The 6,124-nt window shown below is 64.0% G+C and carries 7 protein-coding genes; all 7 read right to left on the bottom strand.

What is annotated here, in order from left to right; genetic code table 11:
* Positions 1–220: 220 nt before the first annotated feature.
* Positions 221–1,006, bottom strand: a complete 786-nt coding sequence (locus tag F4U94_RS10370; protein ID WP_120249638.1) for a phosphoadenylyl-sulfate reductase — start codon at positions 1,004–1,006, stop codon at positions 221–223.
* Complete coding sequence (locus F4U94_RS10365; protein ID WP_120249639.1) at positions 999–1,439, bottom strand: DUF934 domain-containing protein; 441 nt, start codon at positions 1,437–1,439, stop codon at positions 999–1,001. The genes F4U94_RS10370 and F4U94_RS10365 overlap by 8 nt, the downstream gene beginning before the upstream one ends.
* Positions 1,432–1,839 carry a RidA family protein gene (locus F4U94_RS10360; protein WP_120249640.1) on the bottom strand — a complete coding sequence of 136 codons (408 nt, stop codon included), beginning with the start codon at positions 1,837–1,839 and terminating at the stop codon, positions 1,432–1,434. The genes F4U94_RS10365 and F4U94_RS10360 overlap by 8 nt, the downstream gene beginning before the upstream one ends.
* A complete protein-coding gene (locus F4U94_RS10355) occupies positions 1,832–3,463 on the bottom strand; it encodes a nitrite/sulfite reductase (RefSeq protein ID WP_120249641.1) in 1,632 nt (543 codons plus the stop codon). The genes F4U94_RS10360 and F4U94_RS10355 overlap by 8 nt, the downstream gene beginning before the upstream one ends.
* Before the next feature lie 2 nt (positions 3,464–3,465).
* Positions 3,466–3,762, bottom strand: a complete 297-nt coding sequence (locus tag F4U94_RS10350) for a DUF2849 domain-containing protein (protein ID WP_120249642.1) — start codon at positions 3,760–3,762, stop codon at positions 3,466–3,468.
* Positions 3,759–4,574, bottom strand: coding sequence for a uroporphyrinogen-III C-methyltransferase (cobA, locus tag F4U94_RS10345; protein ID WP_120249643.1), 816 nt, complete (start codon positions 4,572–4,574; stop codon positions 3,759–3,761). The genes F4U94_RS10350 and cobA overlap by 4 nt, the downstream gene beginning before the upstream one ends.
* 113 nt (positions 4,575–4,687) lie before the next feature.
* Positions 4,688–6,121, bottom strand: coding sequence for a succinylglutamate-semialdehyde dehydrogenase (gene astD / locus F4U94_RS10340; protein WP_120251977.1), 1,434 nt, complete (start codon positions 6,119–6,121; stop codon positions 4,688–4,690).
* Between the last annotated feature and the right edge of the window lie 3 nt (positions 6,122–6,124).

The raw sequence follows: 6,124 nt of genomic DNA, 5'->3' as shown, positions 1-6,124 counted from the left end.
GACAACTTCACTTTAGAGACCTGCGGGCCGATCATGACCGCCTTGATGAAGCCTGCGGGCGCTACGCGCCCTTGCCTTCATCAAGGCAGTGCGCCCCTTCGAGGGGCCGCTTCCCAATGTGCTATGGGGCCGAGTATATTGCGCGGCTGGCACCATCCGTCCAGCCGCTTGCAATATTGTTACGGTACCGCGATCTTTTCGATCGGCGCAGAGGTGCGTGTCAGAAGGACGGCAGGTTGGCCGGGTCTTCCGGATCGGCCACCGGAATCGGTGTGACGGGCGAATGGATGCCGCACTCCACCTTGTCCCACCCGCGCCAGCGGCCCGCGCGCGGATCTTCGCCCGGCTTCACTTTTGACGTGCAGGGTTCGCAACCGATCGACAGATAGCCTTGCGCCTCCAGCGGGTGGCGGGGCAGATTCTCGCGGTCGAAATAGACTTCCAGATCGCCCTTGGTCCAGTCGCCCAGCGGGTTGAGCTTCAACCGGCCATCCTCCACCTCGAACCGGGGGAGGTTCTGGCGTGTGACCGACTGGAACGCCTTGCGGCCCGAAATCCAGGCGTCCAGGCCATCCTTCGCGCGCTTCATCGGTTCGACCTTGCGGATTTCGCAGCAGCCATCGGGGTCGTAGGACCAGCGCAGGCCGGTTTCGTCCTTCTTGGCGATGACGTCGGCGATCGGCGCGACGGTGCGGCTGTCCGTGAAACCGAAACGGGCGATCAGCGTGTCGCGATAGTTCAGCGTTTCGGCGAACATCTTCATCGTGTCGACGAAGATGACCGGCACGCTCTTGTCTGCCTTGGCCACCAGATCGAGCAAGACCGCGCTTTCCGTGCCGAAGGAGGAGACGACGGCGACATTGCCGGCGAGTTTCTCCGCAAACACGGTCTTGAGCATGGTCAGCGTGTCGACACCCTCGAACCGCGCGTTCAGCGCGTCGGCCTCTGCCTGGGTGAAGGCGGGGCGAGTGTCGATCATGTCGATCTGGCGGGCAGGTTCAGCCATGTATTTTCTCCGGGTGCCGTTTGGCCCAAACGGGCTGACGGCCATCGATCGCCTTTTGGTAGACGTCGTCATAGCGGGTGAGCGCACGCTCCACGGCGGCGTCATCCAGCGGCTTTGCGGGGTGGAAACTGTCGAAGCCGCAGCGACGCATGGCGTTGATCTGATCGACCAGCACATCGCCCACGGCGCGCAATTCGCCCTGATAGCCCGATTCCCGCAGGATGCGGGCGGCGGAATAGCCGCGGCCGTCGCCATAGGCCGGGAAGTTCACCTCCACCAGCGACAGGCGATCGAGATGGGGCAGCAATTCGCGGGCATCCTCGCCCGGTTCGATGCGCACGGCGGTGGCGTTCGACTGGCCAGTGAAGGATTCGACCGTGACGGCCGGTTCCTGACCCGCTTCGCCATCCCGGAAGGACAGAAATTCAACCATGATCCGCTTCCTCCGGGATACGTGCGATAACCTTGATCTCGAACTGGAAGCCGGCGAGCCAGTTGACGCCGACGGCGGTGATGTTGGGGAAGGGCTTTTCGCCCCAATTGGCCTGAAGCACCGGCCAGATCGTGTCGAAATCCGCCTCCGGATCGATCATGAACAGGGTGACGTCCACGGCGTTCGCAAAGCTGCTGCCCGCCGCGCTCAGGATGGCGTTCAGATTGTCGAAGGCAAGCTGGACCTGCGCGGCCAGATCCGGTTCGGGCGAACCGTCCTGACGGGCGCCGACCTGACCCGACACGAACAGAAAGCCTTTCGACCGGACGGCGGGCGAATAGCGATGCTGTTCGTACAGGGCATGGGGGTTCGCCGGATAGACGACGTCGCGATCAGCCATAGATCGCCTCCTTGAAAGGCTTCATGCCGATGCGGCGATAGGTGTCGAGGAAGCGTTCGCCGCTGGTGCGTTCGGCCAGATAGATGTCCGTCACCTTCTCGATCGCGTCGACCACGCCGTCCTCGGAAAAACCGGGGCCGGTGATCTGGCCGAGCGAGGCATCCTCCGCGCCCGATCCGCCGAGCAGCAGCTGGAAATTCTCCACGCCCTTACGGTCCACGCCCAATATGCCGATATGGCCGGCATGATGGTGGCCGCAGGCGTTGATGCAGCCGCTGATTTTCAGCTTCAGCTCGCCCAGTTCCGCCTGACGTTCCGCGTCGGCGAAGCGCTGCGCGATCTTCTGCGCCAGCGGGATCGAGCGGGCGTTGGCGAGCGCGCAATAATCCAGGCCGGGGCAGGCGATGATGTCGGTGATGAGGTCGAGATTGGCTTCGGCCAGACCCGCTTCCTCCAGCTTCTGCCAGATGGCGTACAGGTCCGCCTTCTTCACATGCGGCAGGACGAGATTTTGCGCATGGGTGACGCGCAGTTCGTCGAGCGAATATTGCTCGGCAAGGCTGGCGACCAGGTCGATCTGCTCGGCCGACGCATCGCCCGGAATACCGGTCAGCGGCTTCAGGCTGATATTGACGATGGCATAGCCGGGCTGCTTGTGGGCAGCAACCTGACGGTCGACCCACAAGGCGAAGGCCGGATCGGCGCGGTCGATATCCTCGCTTGCGCCCGCTTCATAGGCGGGATTGGCGAAGAAGGCGCGGATGCGGGCCAGTTCCTCGACCGGCGGGTTGAGGCCGAGGGTCCGCATATGGGCGAACTCTTCCTCGACCTGGCGCTTATAATCCTCGACGCCGATTTCGTGGACCAGGATCTTGATCCGCGCCTTATACTTGTTGTCGCGGCGGCCGTAGCGATTGTACACGCGCAGGCAGGCTTCGAGATAGGAGACGATCTCCTCCTCGGGCACGAAGTCGCGGATCAGCGGGGCGACCATCGGGGTCCGGCCCATGCCGCCACCGGCATAGACTTCCGCGCCGATCACGCCGTCGCGTTCCACCAGCTTCAGGCCGATATCGTGCAGGCGCATCGCCGCGCGGTCGTCGTCGCTGGCGATCACGCAAATCTTGAACTTGCGCGGCAGATAGGTGAATTCCGGGTGGAAGCTCGACCATTGGCGCAGCAGTTCGGCCCAGGGGCGCGGGTCCGCCACTTCGTCGGCGCTGACACCGGCATATTGATCGGAGCTGATATTGCGGATGCAATTGCCGCTGGTCTGGATGGCGTGCATTTCCACCGTGGCCAGTTCGGCCAGGATGTCGGGCGCGTCGGCCAGCTTGATCCAGTTATATTGCAGGTTCTGGCGCGTGGTGAAGTGGCCATAGCCCTTGTCGTACTTCGCCGCGATCTCGCCCAGCTTGCGCATCTGCTTGCCCGACAATGTGCCATAGGGGATGGCCACGCGCAGCATATAGGCGTGCAATTGCAGATAGAGGCCGTTCATCAGCCGCAGCGGCTTGAACTGGTCTTCGGTGAGCGCGCCGGTCAGGCGGCGTTGCACCTGATCGCGAAATTCCTCCACCCGCGCATTCACGATGGACTGGTCGTAGCTGTCATAGCGATACATGGTCAGATCACCCAGTTGCCGGCGTCGGCATCATTCGGTTTCAGGGTCAGGTCGGGGCGCACCGTCGGGCCGAGGGCACGGATGCGGTCCTTGATATGGGCCGGGCGGACACCTTCGTCAGTAACGGTCGCGTCGATCACATAGGCGCCCACGACGCGCAGCGCGGCTTCCTCCGTGCGGGCGAGGTCTGTGCCATGGTCGCCGACATCGGCACTGTCGCCGACCTGCCGCGACCAGCCGTCACCCGCCCACCAGATGACGTCGCCGGTCACCAGGTCATTGCCCGTCAGTATCTTCATTCTACCCTTTTCCCGTTCGGTCCGATCGATGCCGGATCTTCGATATTCAATGTCGTGTCCCGATAGGCCATCAGCACGTCCTGTGCCAGCGCATGCGCGGCGACGTCGCCGACCACGATCAACGCCGGGCTGACCACCTGTTCCCGCACAACCATGTCGCCCAGGTCCGCGAGCAGCGTGCGCAGCGTCCGCATGTCGGCGCGGGTGCCGTTTTCCAGCACCGCCACGGGCAGCGTGGGCGATACACCGTCCGCGATCAGCTTTTCGGCGATGTCGGCAGCGGTCGCAACGCCCATATAGATGACGAGCGTGCGTCCTGTACCCGCCAGCCCGGACCAGTCCTGATCCGTCAGCCCCTTGCACTGGCCAGCGACGAAGCTGACGGCGCTGGATGCGGCGCGATGGGTGAGGGGGAGTTGCGCCGACGCCGCGCTGCCGATCGCGGCGCTGATGCCCGGCACGACCTCCACCGGCACGCCGGCGGCGCGGCAGGCTTCGACTTCCTCGCCACCGCGGCCGAAGATGAAGGGATCGCCGCCCTTCAACCGCACGACATTGCGGTCTTCGCGGGCAAGGTCGACCAGCAGGGCGTTGATAGCCTCCTGCGGCATGGAATGGCGGCTGCGCTGCTTGGCGACGGAAATGAGGTCTGCGTCGGGCGAGGCCAAAGCCAGGATGGAGTCGGACACCAGCCCATCATGCACGATGACATCGGCCGCGCCGATCAGGCGCGCGGCCTTGATCGTCAGCAGGTCCGGATCACCGGGGCCTGCGCCTACGAGATAGACTGTCGAGGGTGCTGTATCAGCCATGATGGCCAGATGGCGAAAGCGCGCCTGTAGTTCAATTCAGAATGGGTATGCAGGGGATTAGGAAATGTTTTTGCGCCCGGTTCTTGCACCACCTTCTTGCGCCAGGTCCGGCGTCAATCGCCCATCACGCTGACGTCGATATCCTTGAGGCCCACGCCGATGGAGGCGCGCGGCGTCTCGATCTCCGCCGAAACGACCGGATAGGCGCAATAGTCGGCGGCATAATAGGCGCTGGGCCGGTGATTGCCCGATATGCCGGTGCCGCCGAACGGGGCGGAGGAAGACGCGCCGTTGGTCGGGCGGTTCCAGTTGACGAGACCGGCGCGGATATTGGCCCAGAATTGATTATATTGTTCGGGCGACCCGCCGATCAGCGAAGCGGACAGGCCGTAGCGCGTATTATTGGCCTCCGCGATGGCATCGCCGAAATCCGACACGCGGATCACTTGCAGCAGCGGACCGAACAGTTCGACGTCGGGCCGCTCCTTCATGGCGGTGACGTCGATGATGGCGGGCGACAGGAAGGGCAGGCCCTTGTGCGGGCGGACCATATGCTTGATCGGCTTGCCGCCGTTGCTCATCAGATAGAGGAAGCTTTCGGTCAGCCCGTCGGCCGCCTGATTGTCTATGACCGGTCCCATATAGGGAGCAGGGTCGGCATGGGGATGATCGACGATCAGCCGGTCGGCCAGCTTCTTGATCTCGCCCACCAGCTTGTCGGCGATGCTGTCACGCACGATCAGGCGGCTGGCGGCGGTGCAGCGTTGACCGCTGGTCATGAAGGCGGATTGCACAACCAAAGTGGCCGCGGCGCTGATTTCGGGCGTGTCCCAGACGATGACCGGGTTGTTGCCGCCCATTTCGAGCGCGAGGATCTTGGAAGGCTGGGCTGCGAATTGCCGGTTGATCGCGATGCCGGTCTGCGCCGATCCGGTGAAAAGGATGCCGCTGATATCGGGATGGGCGGCCAGCGCCTTGCCCGTTTCGGCCGTGCCGATCAGCAGGCGGACGACGTCCACAGGCACGCCGGCCTCATGATAGAGTTTGACCAGATATTCGCCGACCGCCGGGGTCTTTTCGGACGGTTTGAATATCACGGCATTGCCGGCCAGCAGGGCGGGGATGATGTGGCCGTTGGGCAGATGCGCGGGAAAATTATAGGGGCCAAGCACCGCCATGACGCCATGGGGCTTGTGCCGCACCGACTGGCGCGCGCCCAGCGCCGCTTCCAGCCGGCGTTGTCCGGTGCGTTCGGAATAGGCGGCGACGCTGACGTCGACCTTTCCCATGACGGCGGCGACTTCGTTGCGGGCGTCCCACAAAGGCTTGCCGGTTTCGCGGGCGATCAGGTCCGCCAGCGCATCCTCATGCTTGCGCACGACATTGACGAAGCGGCGCAGCGTTTCGATGCGATAGGCGATTGGCTGGGCCGCCCATCTGGGCCAGGCGGCGCGGGCGCGGGCGACCTCTGCATCGACGTCGCCGGGTTCACCCTGCCAGAGCAGGGTGCCGGTGGCAGGTTCATGGGATGTGAGCGGCGCGACCATTTG

Origin of the sequence: Sphingobium limneticum, from assembly GCF_008710155.1 — a bacterium.
In the GTDB taxonomy this organism is placed as follows: Bacteria; Pseudomonadota; Alphaproteobacteria; order Sphingomonadales; family Sphingomonadaceae; genus Sphingobium; species Sphingobium limneticum.
The sequence above is the reverse complement of the archived record's forward strand: the minus strand, read 5'-3'. Positions and strand labels throughout refer to the sequence as shown.

Bases quoted from the DNA above. Each gene is read 5' to 3' on its own strand.
- F4U94_RS10350 (WP_120249642.1), bottom strand. From the start codon at position 3,762: ATGAAGATACTGACGGGCAATGACCTGGTGACCGGCGACGTCATCTGG.
- astD (WP_120251977.1), bottom strand. From the start codon at position 6,121: ATGGTCGCGCCGCTCACATCCCATGAACCTGCCACCGGCACCCTGCTC.
- F4U94_RS10365 (WP_120249639.1), bottom strand. From the start codon at position 1,439: ATGGTTGAATTTCTGTCCTTCCGGGATGGCGAAGCGGGTCAGGAACCG.
- F4U94_RS10360 (WP_120249640.1), bottom strand. From the start codon at position 1,839: ATGGCTGATCGCGACGTCGTCTATCCGGCGAACCCCCATGCCCTGTAC.
- F4U94_RS10355 (WP_120249641.1), bottom strand. From the start codon at position 3,463: ATGTATCGCTATGACAGCTACGACCAGTCCATCGTGAATGCGCGGGTG.
- F4U94_RS10370 (WP_120249638.1), bottom strand. From the start codon at position 1,006: ATGGCTGAACCTGCCCGCCAGATCGACATGATCGACACTCGCCCCGCC.
- cobA (WP_120249643.1), bottom strand. From the start codon at position 4,574: ATGGCTGATACAGCACCCTCGACAGTCTATCTCGTAGGCGCAGGCCCC.